At 74.4% G+C, this 25,800-nt stretch carries 22 protein-coding genes and 1 pseudogene; 12 read left to right on the forward strand and 11 right to left on the reverse strand.

The window, feature by feature from the left end; genetic code table 11:
• The first annotated feature begins 85 nt into the window (after positions 1-85).
• The 5 genes and pseudogenes from AB0J00_RS07785 (at position 86) to AB0J00_RS07805 (ending at position 6,565) form a co-directional block, all read left to right on the forward strand.
• Positions 86-1,624 (forward strand): AMP-binding protein, encoded by a 1,539-nt coding sequence (locus tag AB0J00_RS07785; protein WP_357742602.1) that lies wholly within the window; start codon positions 86-88, stop codon positions 1,622-1,624.
• Between the two features lie 180 nt (positions 1,625-1,804).
• Positions 1,805-3,301 carry an NlpC/P60 family protein gene (locus tag AB0J00_RS07790; protein ID WP_357742605.1) on the forward strand — a complete coding sequence of 499 codons (1,497 nt, stop codon included), beginning with the start codon at positions 1,805-1,807 and terminating at the stop codon, positions 3,299-3,301.
• 257 nt (positions 3,302-3,558) lie between these two features.
• Positions 3,559-4,662 (forward strand): annotated as a pseudogene (locus AB0J00_RS07795) (MoxR family ATPase); the annotation flags it as partial.
• The gene (locus AB0J00_RS07800; protein ID WP_357742607.1) at positions 4,659-5,612 is read left to right on the forward strand and encodes a DUF58 domain-containing protein; all 954 of its coding nucleotides are present in this window, start codon (positions 4,659-4,661) and stop codon (positions 5,610-5,612) included. The pseudogene AB0J00_RS07795 and the gene AB0J00_RS07800, both read left to right, overlap by 4 nt.
• Entirely contained in the window at positions 5,609-6,565 is a 957-nt protein-coding gene (locus AB0J00_RS07805) for a VWA domain-containing protein (RefSeq protein ID WP_357742610.1), read from the forward strand. Before AB0J00_RS07800 ends, AB0J00_RS07805 begins: the two co-directional genes overlap by 4 nt.
• A gap of 44 nt (positions 6,566-6,609) precedes the next feature.
• Here AB0J00_RS07805 and AB0J00_RS07810 read toward each other — a convergent pair whose 3' ends face one another.
• The 5 genes from AB0J00_RS07810 to AB0J00_RS07830 form a co-directional block, all read right to left on the reverse strand.
• Positions 6,610-7,581: a zinc-binding dehydrogenase gene (locus tag AB0J00_RS07810; protein ID WP_357742613.1), complete on the reverse strand. Its 972-nt coding sequence runs from the start codon at positions 7,579-7,581 to the stop codon at positions 6,610-6,612.
• Positions 7,582-7,657: 76 nt separating this feature from the next.
• Positions 7,658-8,239 carry a helix-turn-helix domain-containing protein gene (locus AB0J00_RS07815; RefSeq protein WP_357742616.1) on the reverse strand — a complete coding sequence of 194 codons (582 nt, stop codon included), beginning with the start codon at positions 8,237-8,239 and terminating at the stop codon, positions 7,658-7,660.
• A complete protein-coding gene (locus AB0J00_RS07820; RefSeq protein WP_357742618.1) occupies positions 8,236-9,801 on the reverse strand; it encodes an MFS transporter in 1,566 nt (521 codons plus the stop codon). Before AB0J00_RS07820 ends, AB0J00_RS07815 begins: the two co-directional genes overlap by 4 nt.
• A 188-nt stretch (positions 9,802-9,989) precedes the next feature.
• Entirely contained in the window at positions 9,990-11,726 is a 1,737-nt protein-coding gene (locus AB0J00_RS07825) for a DUF429 domain-containing protein (protein ID WP_357742621.1), read from the reverse strand.
• A gap of 64 nt (positions 11,727-11,790) precedes the next feature.
• Complete coding sequence (locus tag AB0J00_RS07830; RefSeq protein WP_357742623.1) at positions 11,791-12,597, reverse strand: class I SAM-dependent methyltransferase; 807 nt, start codon at positions 12,595-12,597, stop codon at positions 11,791-11,793.
• A 163-nt stretch (positions 12,598-12,760) separates the two neighbouring features.
• Here AB0J00_RS07830 and AB0J00_RS07835 point away from each other — a divergent pair, with 163 nt between their 5' ends.
• Positions 12,761-13,495 (forward strand): alpha/beta fold hydrolase, encoded by a 735-nt coding sequence (locus AB0J00_RS07835; protein WP_357742626.1) that lies wholly within the window; start codon positions 12,761-12,763, stop codon positions 13,493-13,495.
• Positions 13,496-13,598: 103 nt separating this feature from the next.
• On the opposite strand, the gene katG is transcribed toward AB0J00_RS07835, so the two are convergent.
• Positions 13,599-15,818, reverse strand: a complete 2,220-nt coding sequence (gene katG, locus AB0J00_RS07840) for a catalase/peroxidase HPI (RefSeq protein WP_357742629.1) — start codon at positions 15,816-15,818, stop codon at positions 13,599-13,601.
• Positions 15,815-16,285, reverse strand: coding sequence for a Fur family transcriptional regulator (locus tag AB0J00_RS07845; protein ID WP_357742631.1), 471 nt, complete (start codon positions 16,283-16,285; stop codon positions 15,815-15,817). The genes katG and AB0J00_RS07845 overlap by 4 nt, the downstream gene beginning before the upstream one ends.
• A 150-nt stretch (positions 16,286-16,435) precedes the next feature.
• On the opposite strand from AB0J00_RS07845, the gene AB0J00_RS07850 reads away from it, so the two are divergent.
• The 4 genes from AB0J00_RS07850 to AB0J00_RS07865 all read left to right on the forward strand — a co-directional run bounded on the left by AB0J00_RS07850 (position 16,436) and on the right by AB0J00_RS07865 (position 19,605).
• Positions 16,436-17,284 carry an amino acid ABC transporter substrate-binding protein gene (locus AB0J00_RS07850; protein ID WP_357742634.1) on the forward strand — a complete coding sequence of 283 codons (849 nt, stop codon included), beginning with the start codon at positions 16,436-16,438 and terminating at the stop codon, positions 17,282-17,284.
• On the forward strand, positions 17,281-17,949 hold the full coding sequence (locus tag AB0J00_RS07855; protein ID WP_357742637.1) for an amino acid ABC transporter permease: 669 nt from the start codon (positions 17,281-17,283) through the stop codon (positions 17,947-17,949). Before AB0J00_RS07850 ends, AB0J00_RS07855 begins: the two co-directional genes overlap by 4 nt.
• Positions 17,946-18,701, forward strand: a complete 756-nt coding sequence (locus AB0J00_RS07860; RefSeq protein WP_357742640.1) for an amino acid ABC transporter ATP-binding protein — start codon at positions 17,946-17,948, stop codon at positions 18,699-18,701. The genes AB0J00_RS07855 and AB0J00_RS07860 overlap by 4 nt, the downstream gene beginning before the upstream one ends.
• A gap of 172 nt (positions 18,702-18,873) precedes the next feature.
• Complete coding sequence (locus tag AB0J00_RS07865) at positions 18,874-19,605, forward strand: hypothetical protein (protein ID WP_357742642.1); 732 nt, start codon at positions 18,874-18,876, stop codon at positions 19,603-19,605.
• Positions 19,606-19,653: 48 nt separating this feature from the next.
• Here the strand turns inward: AB0J00_RS07865 and msrA are convergent, their stop codons facing one another.
• Both msrA and AB0J00_RS07875 read right to left on the reverse strand, forming a co-directional pair.
• A complete protein-coding gene (gene msrA / locus AB0J00_RS07870) occupies positions 19,654-20,169 on the reverse strand; it encodes a peptide-methionine (S)-S-oxide reductase MsrA (protein ID WP_357742645.1) in 516 nt (171 codons plus the stop codon).
• Positions 20,159-20,710 (reverse strand): MarR family transcriptional regulator, encoded by a 552-nt coding sequence (locus tag AB0J00_RS07875; protein WP_357742648.1) that lies wholly within the window; start codon positions 20,708-20,710, stop codon positions 20,159-20,161. Before AB0J00_RS07875 ends, msrA begins: the two co-directional genes overlap by 11 nt.
• 87 nt (positions 20,711-20,797) lie before the next feature.
• Between AB0J00_RS07875 and AB0J00_RS07880 the strand changes: the two genes are divergently transcribed.
• On the forward strand, positions 20,798-22,918 hold the full coding sequence (locus AB0J00_RS07880) for an MMPL family transporter (RefSeq protein WP_357742651.1): 2,121 nt from the start codon (positions 20,798-20,800) through the stop codon (positions 22,916-22,918).
• Between the two features lie 93 nt (positions 22,919-23,011).
• Positions 23,012-24,409 (forward strand): hypothetical protein, encoded by a 1,398-nt coding sequence (locus AB0J00_RS07885; RefSeq protein ID WP_357742654.1) that lies wholly within the window; start codon positions 23,012-23,014, stop codon positions 24,407-24,409.
• An 11-nt stretch (positions 24,410-24,420) separates the two neighbouring features.
• On the opposite strand, the gene AB0J00_RS07890 is transcribed toward AB0J00_RS07885, so the two are convergent.
• Both AB0J00_RS07890 and AB0J00_RS07895 read right to left on the reverse strand, forming a co-directional pair.
• Positions 24,421-25,290, reverse strand: a complete 870-nt coding sequence (locus AB0J00_RS07890) for an arylamine N-acetyltransferase (protein ID WP_357742657.1) — start codon at positions 25,288-25,290, stop codon at positions 24,421-24,423.
• A gap of 58 nt (positions 25,291-25,348) precedes the next feature.
• Positions 25,349-25,795, reverse strand: a complete 447-nt coding sequence (locus tag AB0J00_RS07895; protein ID WP_357742660.1) for a hypothetical protein — start codon at positions 25,793-25,795, stop codon at positions 25,349-25,351.
• Between the last annotated feature and the right edge of the window lie 5 nt (positions 25,796-25,800).

The raw sequence follows: 25,800 nt of genomic DNA on the forward strand, positions 1-25,800 counted from the left end.
TGCCGGACGGGCGGCCGCCCGGTTAGCGTGACGGCGACCACGTCAGCGGCCGGCAGCGCAGCCGGCCCGGCCACCGGGAGCAACCGTGCGCGTCCCCCTCACGACCCGCGACTTCCTCGACCGCGCCGAGCTCGTGTACGGCGACCGGGTCGGGATGGTCGACGAGCCCGGCCAGCCGGCGACCCCGCTGGGCGCGCTCACCTACCGGGAGCTGGCCCGCCGGGCGCGGGCGGTGCAGGCCGGGCTGGACGCGCTGGGCATCGCCGAGGGCGAGCGGGTCGCCGTCGTCAGCCACAACTCCGCGCGGCTGCTGGAGCTGCTGTTCGCCGTCCCCGGGTCGGGCCGGGTGCTCGTGCCGGTCAACTTCCGGCTGCAGCCGGACGAGGTGCGCTACATCGTCGAGCACTCCGGCGCCCGGGTGCTGCTGGTCGACCCGGAGCTGGCGCCCGCGCTGGCCGGGGTGCCCGTCGAGCACCGGCTGGTCCTCGGCGACGAGTACGACCAGGGGCTGCTGCGCTTCGACACCGAGCCGCGCCCGTGGGCCGAGCCCGACGAGGACGCCACCGCGACGATCAACTACACCAGCGGCACGACGGCGCGGCCCAAGGGCGTGCAGATGACCCACCGCAACATGTGGCTGGACGCGGTCACCTTCGGCCTGCACATGCAGGTCAGCGACCGGGACGTCTACCTGCACACGCTGCCGATGTTCCACGTCAACGGCTGGGGCCTGCCGTACACGCTGGCCGGGGTGGGCGGCACCCAGGTGGCGCTGCGCAAGGTGGACGGCGCGGAGATCCTCCGCCGGGTCGAGCAGCACGGGGTGACGCTGATGGCCGGTGCGCCCGCGGTGTGGAACGCCGTCCTGGAGGCCGCCGCGGGGTGGGACGGCCCGGTGCCCGGCCGCGACCGGGTGCGGATCGTCGTCGCCGGCGCTCCGCCGCCGTCGCGGACGATCGCCCGGGTGGAGGAGGAGCTGGGCTGGGAGTTCAACCAGATCTACGGCCTCACCGAGACCGCCCCGCTGCTGACGATCAACCGGTCGCGCGCCGAGTACGACGCGCTGGACCCGGAGGAGCGGGCGCGGGCGCTGTCCCGGGCCGGGGCGCCGGCGCTGGGCACCCGGCTGGACACCAGCGACACCGGTGAGGTGCTCGCCCGGGGCAACACCGTGATGGCCGGCTACTGGCAGAACCCGGACGCGACCGCCGACGCGCTCGACGGCGGCTGGTTCCACACCGGCGACGGCGGCTCGATCGGCGACGACGGCTACCTGACCATCTCCGACCGCAAGAAGGACGTGATCATCACCGGCGGGGAGAACGTGTCCTCGATCGAGGTGGAGGACGTCGTCTTCAGCCACCCCGCCGTCGCCGAGGTCGCGGTGATCGGGGTGCCCGACGACAAGTGGGGCGAGCTGGTCACCGCGCTGGTCGTGACCGCCGACGGCGCCGAGGTCACCGAGGCGGAGATCATCGCCCACTGCAAGCAGCGGATGGCGGGCTACAAGGCGCCCAAGCGGGTGGAGTTCCGGGACGCCATCCCGCGCACCGCCACCGGCAAGATCCAGAAGTTCAAGCTGCGCGAGGCCTTCTGGGCCGACAGCGAGCGCCGGGTCAACTGACCCGGCACGGACGGTCCGGTTCCGCCTCCTCCCTCCGGGTGAGGGTGCCCCGGCAGCGTTCAGTTCCTCACCCGATCCGGTCGATCTGTCCCGCGGAGGGACTCCCACGTGGAGTTCCTGGACAGGTCGAGACCGCGCCGCCCCTCCGGGACCGGCGCGGGCAACGGAGGAGTCGGGTCAGTGCGCGCGTGGGTCGGGACGCAGGTCGGGTCGGGACGACGGGGGAGCGGCCGCTGGCTGCGCCGCACCGCGGGGACGGCGGCGATCGCCCTCGTCTGCTCGGTCGGGGCGTCGCTGTTCGCCCCGGGGGTGGCGTCGGCGGCACCGGTCAACCCCAGCGACCAGCAGCTGCAGCAGGCCGAGCAGGCCAAGGCGGACGCCGCCCAGCGGGTGGGGGAGATCCGCGGGCAGCTGGCCTCGCTGCAGGCGAGCGCGGACGCCGCGCACCAGGACGCGCTGATCGCACTCGAGGACTACGAGGAGAAGCAGCAGGCCGCCGAGGCCGCGCAGCAGCAGGCGGACGACGCCGCCGCCGCGTCCGCCCAGGCGGCCGCGGACCTGCAGACGGGCCGTGACGAGGTCGCCGCCTTCGCCCGGCAGAGCTACATCCAGGGCACCACGTCGCCGGGCACCGTGGCGCTGCTGTCGGCCGGCGGGCCGGCGCAGCTGCTGGAGCGCGCCGCGCTGCTGGACGCCGCCGGGGAGCACCGCACCGACGTCGTCGCGCAGCTGACCGTGCTGCAGACCCAGGCCACCGCCGCCGACCAGGCCGCGCAGTCCAGCCTCGGCGAGGCCAGGGAGCTGCAGACCCAGGCCGCCGGGATGCTCGAGTCGGCGCAGCAGCAGGAGCAGGCCGCCCGCGCCCAGGCCGACGACCTGGCCGTGCAGCAGACCGCGCTGCAGACCGAGCTCGACAAGGCCAGCCAGGCCCTCTACGGGCTGCAGGGCGCCCGGGCCGCCGCGCAGCAGTGGGCCGCGCAGCAGGCCGCCGCGGCCGCCGCCCGCCCGGCCGCGAGCCGCGCGACGACCGCGCCGGCGCCGGCCAGCACCTCCTCGTCGGGCTCGTCCTCGTCGGGCTCGTCCTCGTCCGGCTCGTCCTCGTCCGGCTCCGCGTCCAGCGGGTCGGCGTCGGGCGGCTCGTCGTCCGGGTCCTCGTCGTCCGGCTCGTCGTCGTCCGCTTCGTCGAGCTCGGGCTCGCCGTCCAAGGGCTCGCCGTCCTCCGGTGGCTCGTCGGCGGGCGCCCCCGCGGGGTCGCCGTCGACCAGCGCGGTGCAGAAGGCGATCGCCGCGGCCAGGTCGCAGATCGGCGTCCTGTACTCGTGGGGCGGCGGCGGCAGCAACGGCCCCAGCTACGGCATCCCGCCGGACGCGGACGTGTGGGGCTTCGACTGCTCGGGCCTGACCCAGTACGCCTACGCCAAGGCCGGCATCGCCATCGGCGGGACCAGCCGCGACCAGTGGTGGCTCAACCGCAGCAAGCAGGTGGACGCCGACGACCTGCAGCCCGGTGACCTGCTCTTCTACGCGTCGGGCAGCGCCTACACGTCGATCTACCACGTGGCGATGTACCTGGGCGGCAACCAGATGATCGAGGCGCCCGACCGGGGCAAGAAGGTGACCACGTCGTCGCTGCGGTTCGGTCGCGACTACTACGGGGCCGTGCGCCCCAGCGCCTGAGGCGCGGCTGCCGGGAGACCGGGCAGAAGGGCGTCGGGCAGCCACGGGGGGAGCTGCCCGACGCGTTGGCCAGGCTAGCAGTCACGGGGCGGGAGGGGCAGGCTCCTCCTCCTCCCGGGTGCCGCGGCGCGTCGGTCGCGCGCGGGCGCTCCCTCAGCCGGGTGTAGGACACTGGCCGCGTGACCGCCGCCAGCCCGCCCGCCTCCGGCCAGCCCGCACCGGAGCAGCCCACCCCGCCCTCGGTCGACGCCGCCCGGCTCGAGCGGGCGCTGTTCGAGATCAAGCGCGTCATCGTCGGCCAGGACCGGCTGGTCGAGCGGATGCTCGTGGGCCTGCTGGCCCGCGGGCACGTGCTGCTCGAGGGCGTGCCCGGGGTCGCCAAGACGCTCGCCGTCGAGACCCTCGCCCGGGTCGTCGGCGGCCGGTTCGCCCGGCTGCAGTTCACCCCCGACCTGGTGCCGGCCGACATCATCGGCACCCGGATCTACAAGTCCGGCCAGGACGCCTTCGACACCGAGCTCGGCCCGGTGTTCGCCAACTTCGTGCTCACCGACGAGATCAACCGCGCGCCGGCGAAGGTGCAGTCGGCGCTGCTCGAGGTCATGGCCGAGCGGCAGGTGTCGCTCGGCGGCGTCACGCACAAGCTGCCCGACCCGTTCCTGGTGCTGGCCACCCAGAACCCGATCGAGTCCGAGGGCGTCTACCCGCTGCCCGAGGCGCAGCGCGACCGGTTCCTGCTCAAGGTGGTCGTCGACTACCCGACGCCGGAGGAGGAGCGGGAGATCGTCTACCGGATGGGCTCCACGCCGCCGGTGGCCGAGCAGGTGCTCACCCCGGACGACGTCCGCCGGCTGCAGCGCACCGCCGCCGACGTGTTCGTGCACCACGCGCTGGTCGACTACGTCGTCCGGCTGGTGGTCGCCACCCGCACCCCGCTGGAGCACGGCATGCCCGACGTGGCCGGCTGGGTCACCTACGGCGCGAGCCCCCGGGCCTCGCTCGGGCTGATCGCCGCCAGCCGGGCGCTGGCGCTGATCCGCGGCCGCGACTACGTGCTGCCGCAGGACGTGCTCGACGTGACCGGTGACGTGCTGCGGCACCGGCTGGTGCTCAGCTACGACGCACTCGCCGACGGGGTGCCGGCCGACCACGTGGTGAAGCGGATCGTGCAGAGCGTGCCGCTGCCGCAGGTGACCCCGCGGCAGTCCGCGAGCGGGTTCGGCCCCGGTGGGCCGGGCGGCCCGGTGGTGCCCGCCTACCCGAACGGCCAGCCCGCGTACCCGAACGGCCAGCCCGCCTACCCGCCGCCCAACGGGCAGCCCGCGAACGGCAACGGCGGCTACGGCCCGCCGTCCGCGTGACCTCGCCGGCCAACCGGGACGACGCGCCGCACTTCGGCGTCGGCGCGTCGTCGGAGGTGCTGCTGCGCCGGCTGGAGCTGACCGTCCGGCGCCGGCTGGACGGGCTGCTGCAGGGCGACCACCTGGGGCTGGTGCCCGGATCGGGCAGCGAGGCCGGTGACTCGCGCACCTACCACCCCGGCGACGACGTCCGCCGGATGGACTGGCCGGTGACCGCGCGCACCCAGGTGCCGCACGTGCGGGAGACGATCGCCGACCGGGAGCTGGAGACCTGGGTGGTGGTCGACCTGTCGCCGAGCTTGGACTTCGGGACCGCCCGCTGCGAGAAGCGCGACCTGGCCATCGCCGGGCTGGCCGCGGTCAGCCACCTGACCGTGCGCGGCGGCAACCGGCTGGGCGCCGTCGTCACCACCGGGGAGCGGGTGGACCGCTACCCGGCGGCGCCGGGCCGGCTGGCCGCCGACCGGCTGCTGCGCCAGGTGGTGGCCACACCCCGGGCGACCGGCGGACGCCGCGGCGACCTGGCCGCGGCGCTGGAGACGCTGCGCCGCCCGCCGCGGCGGCGCGGGCTGGTCGTGGTGATCTCCGACTTCCTCGGCGCCGACGCCGCGCAGCCGGACTGGGAGCGGCCGCTGCGCGGGCTGCACTCCCGGCACGAGCTGCTGGCGGTCGAGGTGGTCGACCCGCGGGAGCTGGAGCTCGTCGACGTCGGGTTGCTGACCGTCGTCGACCCGGAGTCCGGGCAGACGCTGGAGGTGCCCACCGGCAAGGCCGAGGTGCGGCAGCGGTTCGCCGAGGCGGCCGCGCGGCAGCGGGGGGAGATCGCGGCGGCGCTGCGCCGGGCGGGTGCCGGGCACCTGCGGCTGCGCACCGACCGCGACTGGGTCGCCGACGTGGTGAGGTTCGTGGCCGACCGCCGGCGCGCCGGCACCGGAGGAGCTGTCCGATGACCTTCCAGGCACCGTGGTGGCTGGTCGCCCTGCTGGCGGTGGCCGCGGTGGTGGGCCTCTACGTCGTCCTGCAGCTGCGCCGGGCCAGGTACGCCGCCCGGTTCACCAACGTCGGGCTGCTCGGGTCGGTCGTGCCCAAGCGCCCCGGCTGGCGCCGCCACCTGGCGTTCGGCACGGTTGCGCTCGGGTTGGCCGCGCTGGTCACCTCGCTGGCGCAGCCGAGCGCCGAGGTGCAGGTGCCCCGCGAGCGGGCGACGGTGATCATGGCCGTCGACGTGTCGCTGTCGATGCGGGCCACCGACATCCAGCCCAACCGGTTCGCGGCGATGCAGAAGGCGGCCAAGGAGTTCGTCGACGTGCTGCCCGCGCGGATCAACCTCGGGCTGGTGTCGTTCGCCGGGACGGCGAGCAGCCTGGTCACCCCGACCACCGACCGCGGCCAGGTGCGGGCGGCGATCGACAACCTGGAGCTGGCCGAGGCCACCGCCATCGGCGACGCCATCTTCACCTCGCTGCAGACGATCCAGAACTACGAGGCGTCCCTCGGCGGCGGCGCCGACGACGCGCCGCCGGCCCGGATCGTGCTGCTGTCCGACGGTTACAGCACCGTGGGCCGGGAGGCGTCGCAGGCCATCGACGCGGCCACCGGGGCGAAGGTGCCGGTGTCGACGATCGCGTTCGGCACCGACTACGGCACGCTCAGCCTCAACGGCGAGACGGTGCCGGTGCCGGTCGACAGCGGGACGCTGGAGAAGATCGCCGACGACACCGGCGGCAGCTTCAGCGAGGCGGCCAGCGCCCGGCAGCTGGAGCAGGTCTACAAGGACCTCGGCAGCAAGATCGGCTACACCACCGAGCCGCGGGACATCAGCCCGTGGTTCGTCCGCGGCGGGCTGGTGTTCGCCTTCCTCGGCATCGTGCTGTCGCTGCTCTGGACCTCCCGCCTGGTGTGAGCGGAGTGGATCCGTCGGCGTGACGCCGACGGACCCACTCCACCTCAGCGGGTCGGGTCGAGGGTGAGCTTGCCGGTGGTGCGGCGGGCCAGCAGGTCCTGGTGCGCCTCGCGGACGGCGGTCAGCGGGTAGCGGCCGCCGTCGACCGGCCGCAGCTCGCCGGCCGCGGTGAGCGCGAGCAGGTCGGCCATGGCGGCGTCGAGCATCTCCGGACGGCGGAAGCAGTGCGCCAGCCAGAAGCCGATGACCGCCCGGCTGGTGCCCATCAGCGCCTGCGGGTTGACCGGCTTGGGCGGGACCCGCCCGGCGGTGCCGTAGGCGACCAGCCGGCCGAACGGGGCGAGCGCGGAGAACGCGCCGTCGAAGACGTGCCCGCCGGTCATCTCCAGGACGACGTCGACGCGCCTGCCGCCGTTGGCCTCGCGCAGCGCGGCGGTGAAGGTCTTCGGGTCGTCCTCGGCCAGCGCCGGGTCGACGGTGGCGTCGGCGCCGAGCTGCTCGGCCAGGGCCCGCTTGTCCGGGCTGGAGGCGGTGGCGATGACCCGGCCGGCGCCCCAGCGCCTGGCCAGCTGGACGGCGAGCGACCCGACCCCGCCGGCGCCCGCGACCACCACGACGGACTCGCCGGCCGCCAGGTGGGCGCTGGTGCGCAGCAGGTGCCAGGCGGTGGTGCCCTGCAGCACGAGGTTGAGCGCCTGCGCGTCGGTGACCGCGTCGGGCAGCTCCCAGGTCAGCCGCGGGTGCGTGGCGACCTGCTGCGCGTAGCCGCCGCCGGGGAGCAGGCCGACCACCCGCGGCCCGCCGCCGGCCGGCGTCCCGACGAACTCCGCGCCCGGCACCAGCGGCAGCTCCTGCGGCGCCAGGTAGGAGTTCTCGGTCTGGTGGGTGTCGGCGTAGTTGACGCCCGCGGAGGAGATGTCGAACAGCGTCTCGCCGTCGGCGGGCACCGGGTCGGGCAGGTCGACGACGTCCATGACCTCGGGGCCGCCGAAGCGGGTGATCTGCACAGCACGCATGGTCGGAACCTAGGGCACGGCGGCGGTCGAGGCCCCGGCGAGTAGGGGAGGCCCCTGCGACCCGTGGGGGGTCAGCTCACGGCTCGGCGAGGGCGAGGAGGCTCGTGCGGGCGAGGTCGACCTCGGCGTCGTTGATGTAGGCGCCCAGGGCGATGGCGGCGGCGACACCCTCGGCGGCGAACTGCACGACCAGCGACCGCTCCGGCGCGATGCCGTCACGGGCGAAGGTCTCGCGCCAGCGGTCGGCGTCGGCGTGCAGCAGCGCGGCGACCTCGGCGACGGCGTCCACGCCGTGCCAGGCCGAGGGGGCGAAGGTGGCCACTGCCTCCGCGCTGCTGCCGCACAGCGCCCGCACGTAACCGCGCAACACCTTGCCCGCTCGGTTCTCGGCCAGGTCGACGTGCCGCATGACCTCGTCGCGGAACCTGGCCAGCCCGGCCTCGACCACGGCGATGACCAGCGCCTCGCGGGTGGGGAAGTGGTGGAGCAGGCCGCCCTTGGAGACCTCGGCGCGAGTGGCGACGTCGGCCAGGCTGAACCCGGTGCCCCGTTCGTGCAGCAGCTGCTCGGTGGCCGCCAGCAGCGCGCGGCGGGTGCGGTCCCGGTCGCGGGTCGCCGGCTGGTCACGGCCAGGGGCTCGGTCGCCGGTGGTGGTCATGGGGCGGGCTCCCTGTCGACCGCTGAGGGGATGGTCCGCCGAGCGATCGCCGCTGCCACCACCAGCAGCAGCGCCGCGACCACGGACGTGACCTGCATGGCCTGGGTGAACGCATGCCGGGCGGCGTCCATGATGTCAGCCGCGGCGGAGCCGGCGTCGTGCAGGACGGCTGCGGCCCCGGCCAGGGAGTCCTCGACGGGTGCACGCAGGCCGGCGGGCACGTCCTCGGGCAGCTCGAGCCGGTTGCGGTACAGGGCGACCTGGAGGGACCCGAGGACGGCGATGCCGAGGGCGACGCCGAGTTCGTAGGCGGTCTCCGAGACCGACGAGGCCGCTCCGGCGCGCTCCTTGGGCACGGCGCTGACGACGGCGTCGGTGGCCAGGGTCGTGGACAGACCGGCGCCGAGGCCGCAGACCGCGATCGCCGCGCACAGCAGCCAGTAGCCGGGGGTGGCCTCCGCGGCGGCGAGCAGGCCGAGCCCGAGCGCGGAGACGAGCATGCCGACGGCGATCGCGCGCCCCCGCCCCAGCCGGCCCAGCACCGTGCCGGCGACGGCGATCACCACCATCGCGGCCAGCGTGGCGGGCAGCTCGACCAGGCCTGCCTGCAGGGGGCTGAGCCCACGCACGAGCTGCAGGTACTGGGAGAAGAAGAACAGCAGGCCGATGAAGGCGAAGATCGCGATGGTCTCGGCGACCACCGCACCGGCGAAGGCCGGCACCCGGAACAGGGAGACGTCCACCAGCGGGTGGGTCAGGCGCCGCTGGCGGCGGACGAACACGGTGCCGGCGCCCAGCCCGATCAGTGCGCCCAGCAGGACCGAGGTGTCCAGCCCGCTGCCGGCGACGTGCTTGACGGCGTACACGACCGGCACGATCGCCAGCACCGACAGCAGCGCCGAGAGCAGGTCGATGCGGTTGCCCGCCGGATTGCGCGACTCGGGCAGCAGGGCCAGACCTGCGATCAGCACGAGCAGCATGATCGGCACGTTGAGCAGGAAGACCGAGCCCCACCAGAAGTGCTCCAGCAGGACGCCACCGATCAGCGGGCCGATGGCCGCGCCCCCCGTGGCGCCGGCGGCCCAGACCGCGATGGCGGTGGCCCGCTGGCGCGGGTCGTCGAAGAGGTTGCGGAGGATCGACAGGGTCGAGGGCATGATCATCGCCCCGAAGAAGCCGAGCAGGGCCCGGGCGGCGATGAGCAGCTCGGGAGTGGTGGCGAAGGCCCCCACGGCGCTGCTCAGGCCGAAGCCCACGCTGCCGATGAGCAGCAGGCGCTTGCGCCCGATGCGGTCGGCGACGTTGCCCATGGTGACCAGGAGCCCGGCGATCATGAACGAGTAGATGTCGCCCGTCCACAGGACCTGCGTGCCGCTGGGGGCCAGGTCGGCCGTCAGCTCGGGGATCGCCAGCGCCAGCACCGTGCCGTCGACGGCCAGGAGGACGACGGCCAGCGTCAGCACGATCAACGACAGCCAGGCGCGTTTCCCCGCCCGGCCCGTCGCGGCGGTCGCTGCGCCGGCCTGGGAGGACTCGGTGCCGGCCGGGGGAGTGGTGGTCACGTCATCACGGTATACCGTCCGGTCGGCACAACAAACCGATCGGTCGGTTAGCCCTCGCGGGGGTGAGGTGGGACGAGCCTCGGCGTGAGCCGGACGGCGCGGTGGTCGCGCGACGCCCTCGCCGCCGAGGTCACCGACGGCACGACCACCTGGTCGCCACCGGACGTCGTCCCGGCCGGTCCTGCCGGTCAGCCGCCGGCGAGCCGCTGCAGCCGGGTGGCCAGCGCGGTCCGCCGGTCGGCGTTGCCGTGCAGGTCCACGTACCGCTGCCCGAAGCCGGCCAGCAGCGTGTCGTCGAGCCGGCGCACGGCCCCCGGGGGGTAGCGGTAGTCCATCCGGGCGGTGATGCCGCTGTCGTCGACGCCGCGCAGCACCTCGCCCAGCTCCACCAGGCTGGTCACGCCGAGTTCGAGCAGCAGGCCGGAGATCCAGGTGTAGTGGTCCGGGCGCGACCAGCCGGCGTCGGCGTACTGCCCGGCCAGGAACGCGGCCAGCTCCCGCGGCGCGATCCGGGGGTCGTCGGGGTCGGGGTCGTCGGTCTCGTCGCCGGGGGCAGGGGCCCGGAGGCGCTCGCGGATCGCGGTGAACTCCTGATCGGCCAGCTCCAGCAACCCGGCGGCCAGGGTGAACCGGCGGTCGAACTCGGAGGCGTGCTCGTCCGGCACCGTGCCCTTGTAGCGGATGTCGTGCTCGAACTCGGCCCACGCGTGCTGCAGCACCGTGCGCACCTGCACCTGCACCACGCGTCCGACCAGCTCCGGCAGCTCGGCCGCCTGCCCCGGGTCCACGCCGATCAGGAGGTGGCGGCTGGAGTAACCGAAGCGGCCCTGCTGCGCGGTCCGCCGCCCCATGTCGCGGTCGTCGATCACCCGCACCTGCTGGGCGAGGAGCTCGGCGACCGCCTCCACGTCGCTCTGCACGTAGGTGATCACCCGCACGCCGATCTGGTCGGTGATGTCCCGCGCCGGGTCGGGATAGGCAGGCACGCCGTCGACCACGCGAGCCGCCTTCTCCGCGAACGAGGCGATCGTCTTGGTCCGCCCGGTCACCGACAGGTAGTTGATCCCGGCGTCGTCGAGCAACCCGGTGACGAACGCCAGCGCCTTCTCCCCGGCGACCAGGGTCTCGGGCCGACCGTCGGCGTACGCCTGGATGGCCTGCTGCACCGGGTCGGGCCGGAGGGCGGCGACCCGGGGGCCCGGCTGCAGGCCCGGCGGCAGGGTCGGGGTCACGATGGCGCCGCCGGCCGCGTCGCCGTAGGTGGTCACCTCGTCCGGGCGCCGGGCGGCGATCCACCCCACGTAGGCGCACACCACGGCGTCGACCTTGTCCTCGGCCACCCGCAGCTCGCTCTTGCGGGAGGCGGTGAGCACCTGCTCGCGCAGCGCGGCGAAGGGTGCGCCGAGCTCGAGCTCGACCACCGCACCCAGCAGGTCGACCAGCAGGAGCAGCTCCGCGCGCATCTGCTCGAGCGTCCGGCCCGGCTTGTTCTTGTACTTCAGCGTGCGGCCCAGCCGGAACAGCGCCACCGTCGCCGCGTGCGGGTAGACCTCGATCGCCCGGCGGTCGCGGCCCGAGCGTGGGTCGAGGTCCAGCTTCAGGCGCCGGCCGATCCGCCCGCCGCGGGTGTCGCCGTCGGCGAACTCGGCCTTGCCGGTGTTCGTCGGGTGCGCCCCGGCCTCGAACCTGGCGAAGTCGGCGTTGAGCGCCCGCTCGGCGGCCCGGTTCCCGGTGGCGTTGGTGACCACCAGGGGGGCGTCGATCGCCACGATGCACGGGCCGGCGGTGAACGGGGCCAGCGCGGTCTCGATCTCGTCGTCGGTGCGCACCGCGCTGACGTGCACCAGCCGGCCGGCGTCGTCCAGCACGGCGAGGCCGGTGGGTTGCCTGAGCCCCCAGGCGAGGTCGATCCCGATGTGCTGCACGGGGTCAGCTTGCCCTGCCCCGCCGCAGGTGCTCGGAACCGCGGGTGGCGCGGGTGGTGGCCGGTCAGCCGGCCCGGGCCGCGACCTCGAACCAGCCGGTGCGGCCGGTGAGCACACCGGCTCCGAACTCCCGGCGCAGTGCCTCCTCCGCCACCCGCGTCGCCTCGGCCGGGGAGACCCTCGGATGGGCCTCGATCGCAGCGCGCAGCGGCGTGCCCTGGCAGTACCCGGCAGCGATGTCGTGGACGTCGGCGGTGCTCGTGCCGCTGACGCGCTCGATCGCCACGGCGGTGAAGCCGGCCCGGGCCACGTCGTCCTCGATGCGGGCCGGGTCGTGGTAGCCGTGGGGGAGCCGGCCCATGAAGTCGAGGGAGTCGTCCCCGGCCAGCTCCTGCACCGCAGCGTCCACCACCCGGGCGAAGTCGTTGGTCGCGAGCGAGTCCCAGACGGAGAAGAGGAGGGACCCGCCGGGCCGCAGCACGCGGTGCGCCTCCCGGTGGCCGAGGACCCGGTCGGGGAAGAACATGACGCCGAACTGGCAGACCACGACGTCGCACGACGCGTCGGCCACGGGGAGGTCGAGCGCGTCGGCCTGCCGGAACCGCACCCGGCCGCGGTCCGCCAGCCACCGCTCGGCGCGGTCGAGCATCGGGCTGTTGAGGTCCGTCGCCAGCACCTCGGCACCCGGGCAGGCGTCGAGCAGGGCCGCGGTGAGGGCCCCTGTCCCGGCAGCCGTCTCGACGATGTCGTTCGGCGTCAGCGACGCGACCCGCCGCGCCAGGGAGGCCGCCGGCTCGCGGAAGACCAACGGCACCATCACGCGGTCGTAGAGCTCCGGCACCGAGCCGGTGAACGCGACGTCGTCCGCCATCGCGCGACCGTAGTGCGGGGACGACCGGGGCGACAGGGTCTTCCGGCGGACGGGTGCCTGCCGCAGGTCGAAGTCCCGGGCTCGCGGTGCGCACCGTGCCCGCGTCCCGCCACTGACGTGATCTGATGATCTTCCTGCCAGCTCAGCGGAGGAGATCGTCCACGTGAACCGATTCCTGTTCGTGCACGGCGCGTTCCACGGTGCCTGGTGCTGGGACGACGTCATCGCGGCGTTGCGAGCCCAGGGGCACCAGGCGGAGGCGGTGGACCTGCCGGGCTCCGGAGCGGACGGGACACCCGTCGCCGAGGTCACCCTCGAGCGCTACGCGGAGCGGGTCTGCCAGGCGCTGCGGACCGCGGCGGAGCCCGCGGTCCTGGTCGCCCACAGCATGGGGGGAGTGGCGGCCACCCAGGCCGCCGCCCGCTGCCCCGAGGCGATCGCCGCCCTGGTCTACGTCGCGGCGTTCGCGCCGGGGAACGGCCAGAGCCTCGTGGACCTGACCCAGCTGCCCGAGGGCGCCGGTGACGGTGTGCAGGCGAACATGGTGGTCGACGGGGAGCCGCCGGTCGCGGTGATGCCCCCGGCGGCCGCCCGGGAGGTCTTCTTCGAGGACTGCGACGACGCTGCCGCGGAGCGCGCGCTGCGGCAGATCGGTCCGCAGCCGGTGCTGCCGTTCGTCACGCCGGTCGAGCTCCCCGACGGCGGGCTGCCGGTGCCCTGCTCCTACGTCCTGACCAGCCGCGACCGCGCCATCCCGCCGGCCCTGCAGCGGCGGATGGCCCGGGAGGCCGGCGCCCCCGTCCTGGCCGAGCTGGACTCCGACCACTCGCCGTTCCTGTCCCACGCGGACGAGCTGGTGGCCGCGCTGGTGCGGGCGGCCGGAGCCGGCGCGCACTGACCGCCCCGGGCAGGAGGCGAGGCCGGTCCGTCGCACCCGCGGCACCGAGGACGACGCCTGGTGGCCCCGGCCCGCGTGCGGACCGGGGCCACCAGGGGAGTGCCTACCGCAGGTCGAAGCGGTCGAGCTCCATCACCTTGACCCACGCCGCGACGAAGTCGCGGACGAAGGCTTCCTTCGCGTCGTCGGCCGAGTAGACCTCGACGATGCCGCGGAGGATCGAGTTCGAGCCGAACACCAGGTCGGCGGCGGTCGCGGTGCGCACGACGGTGCCGTCGGCGCCCACCCCCTCGTAGACGCCCTCGGTGTCCGCCGAGGTGCGCCAGGAGATGCCCAGGTCGAGCAGGTTGCGGAAGAAGTCCTGCGACAGCACGCCCGGGCGGTCGGTGAAGACGCCGTGCGGCACGCCGCCGGTGTTCGCACCCAGCACGCGCAGGCCGCCCACCAGCAGGGTCATCTCCTTGGCGGTGAGCTCGAGCATGTACGCCCGGTCGACCAGCAGCGTCTCGGGGCCGAGCTTGCTGCCCGGCGCGATCCAGTTGCGGAAGCCGTCGGCCCGCGGCTCGAGCCAGCGGAAGCCGTCGACGTCGGTCTGCTCCTGCGACGCGTCGGTGCGGCCCGGGTGGAACGGCACGGTCACCGGCACGCCGGCGTCCGCCGCGGCCTTCTCCACCGCGGCGCTGCCGGCCAGCACGATCAGGTCGGCGAGCGAGACCCGCTTGCCCGTCTGCTGCTCGAACTCCGCCTTCACCCGCTCCAGGACCGGCAGCACGTCCTGGACGCCGGCGTTGGCCGCCCAGCCGATCTGCGGCTCGAGGCGCAGCCGGCCGCCGTTGGCCCCGCCGCGCATGTCCGTGCCCCGGTAGGACGCGGCCGCGGACCAGGCCGTGTGCACCAGCTGCGGGACGGTCAGGCCGGTGGAGAGCACGCGCGCCTTGAGGTCGGCGATCTCCGCCTCACCCACCAGCTCGTGGTCCACGGCCGGCACCGGGTCCTGCCAGAGCAGCTCCTCGCCGGGCACGTCCGGGCCGAGGTAGCGGCTCCTGGGGCCCATGTCGCGGTGCAGCAGCTTGAACCAGGCGCGGGCGTACTGGTCGGCGAAGTGCTCGGGGTCGTTGTAGTAGCGCTCGGAGATGGCGCGCAGCTCCGGGTCGACCTTGAGCGCCATGTCGGCCGTCGACATCATCGGCGGGTTCCGCTTGCCCTCGATGTGCGCGTCGGCCACCAGCTCCTGGGCCTCGGGGTTGCTCGGCTGCCACTGCTTGGCGCCGGCCGGGCTCTCGACCAGTTCCCAGTCGTAGCTGAAGAGCGTCTCGAAGTAGCTGTTGTCCCACTGGGTCGGCGTCGGCGTCCAGGCGCCCTCGAGACCGCTGGTGATGGTGTCCGCACCCTTGCCGGTGCCGTTCGGGTTGGCCCAGCCCAGGCCGTTGCCGTGCACCGGGCAGCCCTCGGGCTCCGGTCCCAGGAGTTCCGGGTTGCCGTTCCCGTGGGTCTTGCCGAAGGTGTGGCCGCCGGCGACGAGGGCGACGGTCTCCTCGTCGGTCATGCCCATGCGGCGGAAGGTGACCTTGATGTCGTGCGCCGAGCCCATCGGGTCGGGCTGGCCCTTCGGGCCCTCGGGGTTGACGTAGATCAGCCCCATGGTCACGGCCGCGAGGTGGCCCTCGTCGAGGTCCAGCGGGTCGTCACCGGCGTAGCGCTCGTCGCCGAGCCAGGTGTCCTCCGGACCCCAGAAGACCTCCTGCGGCTGCCAGGTGTCCTCGCGGCCGAACGCGAAGCCGAACGTCTTCAGCCCCATGTCGTCGTGCGCGACGTTGCCGGCGAGCAGCAGCAGGTCCGCCCACGACAGCGAGCGGCCGTACTTCTGCTTGACCGGCAGCAGCAGGCGGCGCGCCTTGTCCAGGCTGGCGTTGTCCGGCCAGCTGTTGAGCGGGGCGAAACGCTGCGCGCCGGTGTTGCCGCTGCCGCGGCCGTCGGCGATGCGGTAGGTGCCGGCCGCGTGCCAGGACATCCGGATGAACAGCGGACCGTAGTGGCCCCAGTCGGCCGGCCACCAGTCCTGCGACGTGTGCATGAGCTCCACGAGGTCGCGCTTGACCTGCGCGACGTCGAGCCGGGCGACCGCGCTCTTGTAGTCGAAGTCCGCGCCGAGCGGGTCGGAGTCCCGGGACGGTTTGTTCAGGACCGACAGGTCGACCTGGTTCGGCCACCAGTCCCGGTTGCTGCGGGGTCGCTGGTCGGTGTGCGCCGTCGGCGACGGGATCGCCGGGTTCTCGCTCTCGCTGGTGCTCTGCGTCTGGACCTTGTCGACCTCGTTGGTCACGGTGTGCCTCTCTGTGCTGCGGGGCGGTCGGGGAGTGCGGGGGAGGGTCCTGCGGCACAGGACGGGCAGCGCCCCCAGTAGAGGACCTCGGCCTCGTCGACCACGAAGCCGCCGTCGGCCGACGGGGTCAGGCAGGGTGCGGTGCCGGTGGCGCAGTCGACGTCGGTGACGGTGCCGCACGACCGGCAGACCAGGTGGTGGTGGTTGTCGCCGACGCGGGCCTCGTAGCGCGCCACGGAGCCCTGCGGCTGGATGCGCCGGACGAGCCCGGTGTCGGTCAGCACCCGCAGGACGTCGTAGACGGCCTGGTGCGACACCGCGCCGATGCGGGCCCGGGCGGCATCGATCACCGTGTCGGTGTCGACGTGCGGCTGCGCGTGGACGACGTCCAGCACCGCCAGGCGCGGCCGGGTGACGCGCAGCCCTGCACCACGCAGCGCACGTTCGAGGTCGGCGGCATCCGGCACAGCCGCATCCTGGCGAGCCCCCCTTGACCCGGTCAAGACTGCTCCGGCGCGGCGGAGCGGCCCCGGGAGCCGCACGGCCGGCCCGCTGATTTGTGCGCCCGGTCACGCGGCGGAATGCTCGGGGGTGGCAGCGGTTCATCCTGCCGGCAGGTGCTCCGCCCTGCCGGCCCCGACCGCTGCAGCGACCACCTGAACCCGGAGACCACCGTGCGCACCCGCCTGTCCCTGACCGCCGCCCTCGCCACCGCCCTCGTGCTGACCGCCTGCGGTGGCGGCAGCTCCGACGACGCGGAGGGCGGCAGCGGGAGCGGCTCCGGCGACGTGCTGCGCGTCGCCACCGAGGGCACCTACTCGCCCTTCTCGTTCCACGACCCGAAGAGCAACGAGCTCACCGGTTACGACGTCGAGGTGGCGCGGGCCGTCGGCAAGCAGCTGGGCAAGAAGGTCGAGTTCAGCGAGACGCAGTTCGACGCGATCTTCGCCGGCCTCGAGGCCAAGCGGTACGACGTCATCGCCAACCAGATCGGCGTCAACCCCGAGCGCCAGGCGAAGTACCTGTTCTCGACGCCCTACACCTACTCGAACGGCGTGGTCATCACCCGGGCCGACGACGACAGCGTCAGCTCGCTGGCCGACATCGAGGGCAAGACCAGCGCGCAGTCGACCACCAGCAACTTCGCGCAGGTCGCCACGGACGCCGGCGCGAAGATCGAGGCCGTCGAGGGCTTCACCCAGGCGATCACGCTGCTCAAGCAGTCGCGCGTCGACGTCACCGTCAACGACAGCCTGGCCTTCCTGGAGTACCAGAAGACCACCGGTGACAAGGACGTGAAGGTCGCCGCCGAGGTCGGCGACAAGAGCGAGTCGGCACTCACCTTCCGCAAGGACGAGGCCGACCTGCAGACCCAGGTGGACGGCGCCCTAAAGGAGCTCAAGGACGACGGGACGCTGGCGAAGCTGTCGGAGAAGTACTTCGGCGAGGACGTCAGCGCGGAGTGAGCGCGATCGACTGGGACCTCGTCCGCAGCAGCCTCTGGCCGCTGGGCCGGGAGCTGCTGCGGGGCACGCTGCCGCTGACGGCGGTGAGCTTCGCGCTGGGGCTGGCCCTCGCCGTGCTCGTCGCGCTCATGCGGTTGTCGGGCAACCGGCTGATCTCGGCGCCCGCCCGGTTCTACGTCTCGGTCATCCGCGGCACGCCGCTGCTGCTCCAGCTGTTCATCATCTTCTTCGGACTGCCGTCCCTCGGCGTCACCCTGTCCCCGTGGCCGAGCGCGATCCTCGGGCTGTCGCTCAACGTCGGGGCCTACGCCTCGGAAGCGGTGCGCGGCGCCATCCTCGCGGTGCCGCGCGGGCAGTGGGAGGCCGCGATGACGGTCGGGATGAGCCGGGTGACCACGCTGCGCCGGGTGGTGCTGCCCCAGGCCGCCCGGATCGCCGTCCCGTCCCTGAGCAACACGCTCATCTCGCTGGTCAAGGACACCTCGCTCGTCGCGGTCGTCCTGGTCACCGAGCTGCTGCGCCAGGCCCAGATCATCGCGGGGCAGACGTTCGAGTACTTCACGCTCTACGGCGTCGCCGCCGTCTACTACTGGGTGGTGTGCCTCGTGCTGTCCTTCGGCCAGACCCGGCTGGAGACCCGGCTGTCCCGGCACGTGGCCGCATGAGCGCCCCCCTGCTGGAGGCCCGCGGGCTGGTCAAGTCCTTCGGCGACAACCGGGTGCTGCGCGGCATCGACGTCGCCGTCCCGGCCGGGTCGGTCACCTGCCTGATCGGCCCGTCGGGCTCGGGCAAGACGACGGTGCTGCGCAGCCTCAACGGCCTGGAGCAGCCCGAGGCCGGCACGGTGCGGATCGGCGGCGTCGAGCTGGACTGGGCGACCCGGCCGGACACCCGCGCGGTGGCCCGGCTGCGCGGCCAGAGCGGGATGGTCTTCCAGGCGCACAACCTCTTCCCGCACCTCACCGTGCTGGACAACGTGATCTCCGGGCCGGTGTTCGCGCAGGGCCGGCCGCGGGCCGAGGCGGAGGAGGAGGCCCGCGCGCTGCTCGCCCGGGTGGGGCTGGCCGACAAGGCCGGCTCGTTCCCGGTCCAGCTGTCGGGCGGGCAGCAGCAGCGCGTCGGCATCGCCCGCGCGCTGGCCACCCGGCCGGAGGTGGTGCTGTTCGACGAGCCGACCAGCGCCCTGGACCCGGAGCTGGTCGGTGAGGTGCTGCAGGTGATGCAGTCGCTGGCCGCCGAGGGCTGGACCATGGTCGTGGTCACCCACGAGATGCGGTTCGCCCGGCAGGTCGCCGACCAGGTCCTGTTCCTCGACGGCGGGGTCGTGGTGGAGCACGGGCCGCCGTCCGAGGTGCTCGTCGAGCCGCGCGAGGCCCGCACCCGGCAGTTCCTGCAGCGCCTGCTCGACCCGCTGTAGAACTCGTTCGACGGGCCCGCCGGTCCGTCGGTACGGTGCCGGCGGCCGTGCGGGGAACTGAGGAGGTGGGCGCCGTGGATGCAGGGACAGGGGCGCTCCCCTCTGGGGTCGCGGTCGGGCCGGTAGGTCGTCCGGGAGTGCCGTTCGCGAGCACCTCCGGAGAGGCACGACCATGCAGTTCACCTCTGTACGGCCCGTCGACGACCACGTCGTCGAGCGCCGTCTCACCCTGGGCGCGGTGCCCGGCATCCTCTGGACGCTGGCGGACGCGTCCACGCCCGTCCCGCTGGTCCTGCTCGGCCACCCCGGCGGGCTGGAACGGATGTACCCGAGGCTGCTCGCCCGGGCCCGGGCCACGGTGGCGGCGGGCTTTGCCGCGGCCACCCTGGAGCTGCCCGGGAGCGGCGACCGCCCCCGGCTCCCCGCCGTCGAGGAGGCCCGCGCCGACCTGCACCGGTGCTTGGGCGCCGGCGAGCGGGTCGACGACGGAATCGTCGACCGGCTCGTGCTCCCGCTGGTCGACGCGGCGGTGCCGGAGTGGCGGGCCGCCCTGGACGCCCTGCTGCGCCTGCCCGGGACCAGGGGGCCGGTCGGGTACGCGGGCGGGGTGATCGCGATCGGCGTCCGGCTGGCGCTGGTCGAGCCGCGGATCGCGGCGGCGCTGCTGTTCGCCGGCAGCCACGTCCCCCGCCGGACCGTCGACGAGGCCCGGCAGGTCGGCGTGCCGCTGCTGGTCCTGCTGCAGTGGGACGACGAGGGCAACGACCGGCAGGCGGCCCTCGACCTGTTCGACGCGTTCGGCTCGCGCGAGAAGACGCTGCACGCCAACACCGGCGGGCACACCGGCGTCCCGTCGTTCGAGGGGGAGGAGGGGAACCGGTTCTTCGCCCGGCACCTCCGGTGAGCCGCGGAGCGCGTCCCGGCCCGGGGCCCGGGACGCGCTCCGCCCAGCTCAGCGGGTGGTCTGCGCCTCGCGGCGCGGGAGCACCCAGTCGGGCCGCACGTAGTGGCACGTGTAGCCGAAGGGGATCTTCTGCAGGTAGTCCTGGTGCTCCTCCTCGGCCTCCCAGAACGCGCCCGCGGGCTCCACCTCGGTCACGACCTTGCCCGGCCAGATGCCCGAGGCGTCGACGTCGGCGATGGTGTCGAGCGCGACGCGCTGCTGCTCCTCGTTCGTGTAGAAGATCGCGGAGCGGTAGCTGCGGCCGATGTCGTTGCCCTGCCGGTCCTTCGTCGACGGGTCGTGGATCTGGAAGAAGAACTCCAGCAGCTCCCGGAACGAGATCACCGCGGGGTCGAAGACGATCTCGACGGCCTCGGCGTGGTCGCCGTGGTTGCGGTACGTGGCGTTGGGCGTGTCACCGCCGGAGTAGCCGACGCGGGTCGACAGCACCCCCGGGCGCTTGCGCAGCAGCTCCTGCGCACCCCAGAAGCAGCCGCCGGCGAGGATGGCGGTCTCAGTGGTCACGTGTGCCTCCTTCTTGTTCAGCACGACGAGTGAACACCGTGGCCGGTCCCGGTGTTTCCGCCCGGGGCACCCCGCCGTCGGTGAGGCGCGCGTACCGGCCGACGACGCCGATCACGTCCTGCAGGAACCGCTCGACCAGCGCCAGCTCCTCGTCGCTGTAGGGCTCCATCGCCGCGGCCAGGTCGCGCTGCAGCCCGCCGAAGTGCTCGGCGCCGGCGGACATCGCGGTCTCCGACATCTCCAGCACCACCCGGCGGCGGTCGTCGGCGTCGCGGACCCGGTGCAGGTGCCCCATCCGCTCGAGCCGGTCCAGCAGCGCGGTGACCGAGGCCGACGTGCGCCCGACCGCCTCGCCGAGCCGGCCGGCGGTCATCGGCCGGCCGGTGCGCGCGGCGTCCATGACCGCCACCAGCGCGCGGACGTCGGTCGGGTTGAGCCCGTGCGCCTCGGCGAACCGGGCGCCGACTGCATCCAGCTCGACGGTCAGCCGGCGAAGGAGCAGCGAGACGTGCAGCCGGGCAGCGGCAGCGTCCTCTGCCACCGGTCACCTCCCTCCCGTTCGCCCACCGTCGCGACCCGTCGTACCGTGAGATCTCTCGACGATCGAGACTTCCTATCCCTGAGGAACATGATGCCCCGCCGCACCTCCGTCCTCCGCTGGCTGCTCCCCGCGCTGATCGCCGTGCTCTGGCTGGGGCTCGCCGGCCCGCTCGGCTCGTTCAGCGGCAAGCTCGGCGACGTCTCGGAGAACGACTCCGCCGCGTTCCTGCCCGACAGCGCGGAGTCCACCCGGGTGACCGAGCTGCAGGCGGGGTTCCGGACCGAGCGCACCCTCCCGGTCATCCTGCTCTGGGAGAGCGGGGGCGGCCCGCTCGACCAGGCGGCGCTCGGCGAGGTGGCGCAGCGGGTCGACCAGGCGGTGCGGATCGCCGACGGGGCCGGCGCCCTGGACGGCGAGGCGTCCCCGCCGATCCCCTCGGAGGACGGCGCCGCGGTGCAGGCGGTGCTGCCGTTCGACCCCGACCTCGGCGACAGCCTGGGCGAGGTCGTCACGCAGCTGCGCGACCTGCCGGGCGTCGAGGGCGCCACCGCGTACGTCACCGGCCCCGGCGCCGTCTTCTCCGACTTCGCCGAGGGGTTCTCCGGCATCGACGGGCTGCTGCTGGTCGCCGCGTTCGGCGTCGTCCTGCTGATCCTGCTGGTGGTCTACCGCAGCCCGCTGCTCCCGCTGCTGGTCATCGGCACCGCGGGCATGGCCCTGGTCGTCTCGCTGGCGGTCGCGTACTTCCTCGCCGACCACGGCTGGATCGCGGTCAACGGGCAGAGCCAGGGCATCGCCTCGATCCTCGTCGTCGGCGCGGCCACCGACTACGGCCTGCTGCTGGTGGCCCGCTACCGCGAGGAGCTCCGGCTCGAGCAGTCCCGGTTCACCGCCATGCGGGTCGCGCTCCGCCGGTCGTGGGAGCCGATCGTCGCGAGCGGCGGCACGGTCGTCCTCGGCGTGCTGTGCCTGCTGTTCTCCGACCTCGGCTCCAACCGGGGCCTCGGCCCGATCTCCGCGGTCAGCATCGCGTTCGCGGTGCTCGCGGCGCTCACCTTCCTGCCGGCCCTGCTGGTGCTCTTCGGCCGCGCGGCGTTCTGGCCGTTCCGGCCCCGGTACGGCGACGAGCAGCGGCACGGCCGCGGCTGGGAGCGGGTGGCCACCGCGGTCGCCCACCGGCCCGCCCGGGTGCTGGCCGGGAGCCTGGTGGGGCTGTTCGTGCTCGCGGCGTTCCTGCCCACCTTCGACGACGACGGCATCCCGCTGTCGGAGGCGGTCCGCGGCGGCTCCCCGTCGGCGACCGGGCAGGAGGCGCTGGCCCGGCACTACGACGCCGGTGCGGCCAGCCCGGCCAGCATCATCACGCCGGCCGACGGCTGGCGGGACGTCGCCGCGGCCGCCTCCGACGTCGACGGGGTGGTCGACGTCGTCCCCTACACCGGCGACTCCGGTCAGCCCGGCGGCGAGCCGGTCGAGTCCGACGGCCGGGTCCGGCTGGACGCCACGCTCGGCGACGCGCCGGACAGCGCCGCGGCGCAGGCCACGGTCGCCGACCTCCGGACGGCGGTGCACGACGTCGACCCCGACGCGCTCGTCGGCGGCACCACCGCCCAGGACGTCGACACCCAGGAGACCGCCGCCCGCGACCTCGCCGTCATCGTGCCGCTGGTGCTGCTGGTGGTCACCGTCGTCCTCGCCCTGCTGCTGCGGGCCGTCGTGGCGCCGCTGCTGCTGGTCGCGTCGATCGCGCTGAGCACCGCCGCGAGCGTGGGCATCGGCGCGCTGGCCTTCGACCACCTCTTCGACTTCCCGGGCAGCGATCCGCAGGTGCTGCTCATCGGGTTCGTGTTCCTCGTCGCGCTGGGGATCGACTACAACATCTTCCTGATGACCCGGGCCCGCGAGGAGTCGACGGCGCACGGGACGCGGTCGGGCATGACCCGGGCGCTGACCGTCACCGGCGGGGTGATCACCAGCGCCGGGCTCGTGCTGGCCGCCACCTTCGGCGCGCTCACCGTGCTGCCGCTGGTCATCCTCGTCCAGCTCGGCTTCCTGGTGGGCGTCGGCGTGCTGGTCGACACCTTCGTCGTCCGCTCGCTGCTCGTGCCGGCCGCCGTCGACCTGATCGGTGACCGGGTGTGGTGGCCGAGCAGGCTGGCGCAGGGCCCGGCGGCGCCGGAGCCGGAGCGGGAGCTCTCCCGCGTCTGAGCCGGGGTGGCCTGGCTCACAGTTCGCGTTGACGCCCCGCTCAGCGCGGGCCTAGCGTTCGCGGCACCGTCCACCGGTCCGGGAGGCTGCCCGATGTCCGCTCGATCCGTCGTCTCCGGACTGGCCTGCGCGCTGGTCGTGTCGTTCGCCGTCGTGCCGCCCGCCGCGGCCGGCGGGCCCGCGGGCCCCCGGCACGTCGAGGGGACCGTCGACGACGGTGCCACCGCCTGGGTGGCCGACGTCCCGGCCGGCTGGAACGGCACCGTGCTGCTCTACAGCCACGGCTACCGGCCCAGCTTCGCCGGCATCCCGCAGACCGCCCAGGACGCGCCGGACGACGCCACCCGGCAGGCGCTGCTGGACCGCGGGTACGCCCTCGTCGGGTCGTCGTTCGAGCGCAGCGGCTGGACGGTGGACACCGCGGCCGGGGACCAGCTGCAGACCCTCGACGCCTTCCGCGCCACCGTCGGGGAGCCGTCGCGGGTGCTCGCGGTCGGCACGTCGATGGGCGGCCTGGTGACCGGTCAGCTGGCCGAGCTGCCCGGCGCCCCCGTCGACGGGGCGCTGGCGACCTGCGGGCTCGTGCACGGCGGGGTCGACCTGCTGAACTACCAGCTCGACGGGGCGCACGCGATCGCCCAGCTGCTGCTGCCCCCGGGCACGGACGTGCGGCTGGCCGGCTACGGGGGTGACCTCGCCGCCGTCCAGGCGACGGCGCGCACCCTCGCCGACGCCGTCGTCGCCGGGGCGGACGACCCGCAGGGGCGGGCCCGGATCGCGCTGGCCGCGGCGCTCTACCACCTGCCCCGCTGGGCGGAGGGGCAGCCCGAGCCCGCGCCGGGCGACTACGCGGCGCAGGTCGACGCGCAGGTCGCCCAGTTCACCGCCGGGCTCGCCTTCACCTACCCCGCCCGGGTCGACGTGGAGGACACGGTCGGCGGCAACCCGTCGTGGAACGCCGGCGTCGACTACGGGACGCTGCTCCGGCACGCCGACGAGCGGGACGAGGTGCGGGCGCTCTACCGGGCGGCCGGGCTCGACCTGGACGCCGACCTGGACCAGCTCACCCGGACGGCGTCGGTGACCCCCGAACCGGCCGCGCTGCACCGCGCGTACGCCACCTCCGAGCTCACCGGGCGGCTGCAGGTCCCGGTGCTGAGCCTGCACACCACGCACGACGTGCTGGCGCCGGTCCAGGTGGAGGAGGAGTACGCGGAGACCGTGCGCCAGGCCGGTGCGGGGCGGCTGCTGCGCCAGGCCTTCGTGCACCGGCTGGGCCACTGCGCGTTCACCCCGGCCGAGCTGGTCGCCTCGGTCCAGGCGCTCGACGAGCGGGTCGCCACCGGCCGCTGGGGGTCCGTCGCGGACCCGCGCCGGCTGGACGCGGCGGCCGAGCAGCTGGGCCTGGGCGGGTCGGAGATCCTGCCCCGCTACCGGCCGGCCGAGTGGCTCGGCGACCGCGGCGGGTTCCTCGGCGGACCCCGCTACTGAGGCGGACCCCGCTACCGGGGCGCGCCGGGCTGCTGTCCGGGGCGGGCCAGCGCCGCCTCGAGCCGGCCGGCGTCCGCGTCCGGCAGCAGCACGCCGATCTCCTCCCGCAGCACCCGCACGGCCTCCGCCGGCGACAGCCGCTGCTCCTCGACGCGGCCGTCGGGCCGCTCGACGTGGCGGGCGGTCCCGTGCAGCCGGACGAACGAGTCGTCGTCCTTGCGGATGGCGACCAGCTGCCCGACGAAGGGCGATCCCGGGTGGGTCGAGGTGAAGTGGTTGGACAGCACGACGTCCGAGGCGTGCACCGGCTCGTCGACCAGGTGGTACAGCACCGCGGCCGCGTCGCCGGTCCGCTGCTCGACCTGCCAGGTGTCCTCCGGTCCGGCGGTCATCCGGTACGACCACCCGCCCTGCCGGTGCCAGCCCGCGTCGCCCCAGGGCAGCGGGGCCAGCAGGGCGTTGCCGAAGCCCACGTCGGCCAGCCACTCGCCGTCGTCGCCGTGCACGTGCAGCGCCATGTGGGTGCGGGGCCGCGGGCGGACCCGGTCGCCGCCGACGCGCGCCAGCAGCCGCTGCACGCCGAAGCCGGCCTCCTCCAGGACGGCGGCGAACAGCGTGGCGTGCTCGTAGCAGTAGCCGCCCCGGCGGGCGTGCACCAGCTTCGCCTGCACGCCGTCGAGGTCGACCGCGACCGGTCGGCCGAGCACGACGTCGACGTTCTCGAACGGGACGGCGGCCACGTGCGCGCGGTGCAGCGCGGCCAGCACCGCACCGGTCGGCGCGACCGGGCCCGCGTGCCCGATCCGGTCCAGGTAGCCGGCCAGGTCGAGCTCCCCGGTCGCCCACTCCGGCCGCCGGACCGTCCCGCTCGCCTCGGTCATCGGTGGTCCACCCCTCCTGACGCCCTGCTGCGCAGCGAGGGTACGGCGGGGCGGGAGGTCAGGAGACCGCGGCGGTGACGAGCCGGGTGACCCGCTCCTCGACCTCGGGGGTCCAGGTGGTCAGCGCGAAGCCGATGGGCCACATGACCCCGTCGTCCAGGTGCGCGGTGTCCTGGAACTCCAGCGACGAGTAGCGCTGGCCGAACTTCGCCGAGTGCTTCAGCGACAGCACGACCTTGCCCTCGGCCGTCGCGTAGGCCGGCATGCCGTACCAGGTGCGGGGGAGCAGTTCCGGCGCGGCGGCGGTCACCGTCACGTGCAGGCGCTCGGCGATCGCGCGGTCCTCCGGCGGCATCTTCTCGACCGCGTCGAGCAGCGCCTGCAGGCCGTCGGCCTTCTTCGCCCCGCCCCGGCCCTCGGCGCGCAGCTCGGCGGCGCGCTCGCGCATCGCGGCACGCTCCTCGGCGCTGAAGCCGGACGCGGTCCCTGCGGTTCCCGTGGTCATCCTCG

Origin of the sequence: Modestobacter sp. NPDC049651 (genome assembly GCF_040659695.1) — a bacterium.
In the GTDB taxonomy this organism is placed as follows: Bacteria; Actinomycetota; Actinomycetes; order Mycobacteriales; family Geodermatophilaceae; genus Modestobacter.